This is a genomic window from Mycobacterium sp., assembly GCF_050701675.1.
GTDB lineage: Bacteria > Actinomycetota > Actinomycetes > Mycobacteriales > Mycobacteriaceae > Mycobacterium.
The window spans coordinates 1-1,709 of the sequence record NZ_JBOGDD010000451.1 but is presented as its reverse complement, the minus strand read 5'-3'; the positions used below and the strand labels follow the sequence as shown (position 1 = coordinate 1,709).

3 protein-coding genes are annotated in these 1,709 nt (G+C 64.8%); 2 read left to right on the top strand and 1 reads right to left on the bottom strand.

Annotated elements, in window-relative coordinates; all coding sequences use genetic code 11:
- On the top strand, positions 1-235 hold a 235-nt coding region (locus ACRDUX_RS13690), incomplete at its 5' end, for a type II toxin-antitoxin system RelE/ParE family toxin (RefSeq protein ID WP_526414573.1).
- Between the two features lie 13 nt (positions 236-248).
- Complete coding sequence (locus tag ACRDUX_RS13685; protein WP_526414572.1) at positions 249-536, top strand: HigA family addiction module antitoxin; 288 nt, start codon at positions 249-251, stop codon at positions 534-536.
- 254 nt (positions 537-790) lie between these two features.
- Here the strand turns inward: ACRDUX_RS13685 and ACRDUX_RS13680 are convergent, their stop codons facing one another.
- A complete protein-coding gene (locus ACRDUX_RS13680) occupies positions 791-1,576 on the bottom strand; it encodes an SDR family NAD(P)-dependent oxidoreductase (protein ID WP_526414571.1) in 786 nt (261 codons plus the stop codon).
- Between the last annotated feature and the right edge of the window lie 133 nt (positions 1,577-1,709).

Sequence of the window (1,709 nt, the reverse complement as noted above, 5' to 3'; positions counted from 1 at the left end):
ACGCTATGTCAAGAGGCTCAGCCCGGAGCTCGCCAAGCTCACCTACAACAAGTTGGTCCTCATCAACGCCGCCGAGAGCATCAACGACCTACGTGTGCCGCCGGGCAACCGGTTGGTGAAGTTGGCAGGCGATCGGGCTGGCCAGCACAGCGTGCGCGTGAACGACCAATGGCGCGTCTGCTTCACGTGGAGCGCCAGCGGTGCCTCGAATGTCGAACTCGTTGACTACCACTAGAAAGGACACCCCCATGGCAGACTTCGCACCCACCCACCCCGGCGAGATTCTCATGACGGAGTTCCTCGAGCCGATGGGGATCACGCAGTACCGGATCGCCAAGGCGATCGACGTGCCTGCTCGCCGCATCAACGAGATCGTCCACGGCAAGCGGGCGATCACCGCCGACACCGCGCTGCGGTTGTCGCGCGCGCTCGGGTTGACCGACATGTTCTTCGTCAACATGCAGGCGCACTACGACGCCGAGGTCGCCCGCGAGAAACTTTCGACCGAACTCAGCGCGATCGAACGGATCGCCTGAGCATCGTCTCAGCGATGCGCCAGAATGATATTCGGGCGGTTGATCGTGGTCAGTGCGACCACGACGCACATCTATCGCGACCGGCGTGACACGTCGCTTCTGGGCAAGTAGCTGGCCGGGCAGGCGATCTCGGGGCGTTCCGCGCCACGCCCACGGCGGCGCGGTGCGCAGCCTGTTCTTCCGTGACCCCGATGGGCTGGAAGGCGAAGTCCTGATCCCCAAATAGCCCGGCGGCCAAGCACTGTTGAAGGGGGTTAGATCCACCCGCCCGCCGCGTCCAGTGTCGAACCCGTGAGATAGGACGCGTCGTCCGACAGCAGGAACGCGACGGCCGAGGCGATCTCCTCGGGATCGGCCAACCGGCCGAGCGAGTTCATGGTCTGTCCCACCACCTCCTGGTCGACGTGTGCCAGGGCCGGGTGGGTGTAGTGCTTGGCGTTCTCCGCGGCCATGTCGGTGGCCGTGCCGCCCGGCGCGATGGCGTTGATCGCGATCCCCGCCTCGGCCAGTTCGGGCGCAAGGTTCAAGACCATCGCATTGACCGCCGCCTTGCTGGCGCCGTACAAGGCGTGGTGGTGAACGGCGATTCGCGCACTGATCGATGACGTCAAGACGATGCGACCCCCGCGGGGCATGGCAGCGACGGCGGCCTGAGTCACGAACAGCTGTCCTGCGACGTTGGTATGGAAGACGCGGTCGAAGTCCGCCATGGTGATGGACTGCAGCGTGCCGAAGTGTTCGATCCCGGCGTTGCTCGCGAGCAGGTGGAGCTCGCCGAACTCAGTGACCACGGCGTCGACGAGAGCGTTGGACTTCGCCGGATCGCTGACGTCGGCCTGGAATGTCACGGCGTGACCACCGTTTCCGATGATCTCCTTGGCGAGTGCGTCGGCGGCGTCGGCATCGGACCGGTAGTTGATCGCCACGGCCGCCCCGTCGGCTGCCAGCCGACGACTGACCGCGGCACCGATTCCCCGGCTACCGCCGGTGATGAGGGCGGTCTTCCCGGCCAGTCGTGAGAGTTCTTTCGCTGCAGCCATGATGTGTGTCCCTTTCGGAGTCGTCTGATGTCGTCTCCATCCACCATGGCTGGCACGTCCCCAGTCGTCCAACGAAGGTTTTCGCTGGGCCCATCGGCGTGGGCGATACTCGTGATGTGGAACTGCGTCAACT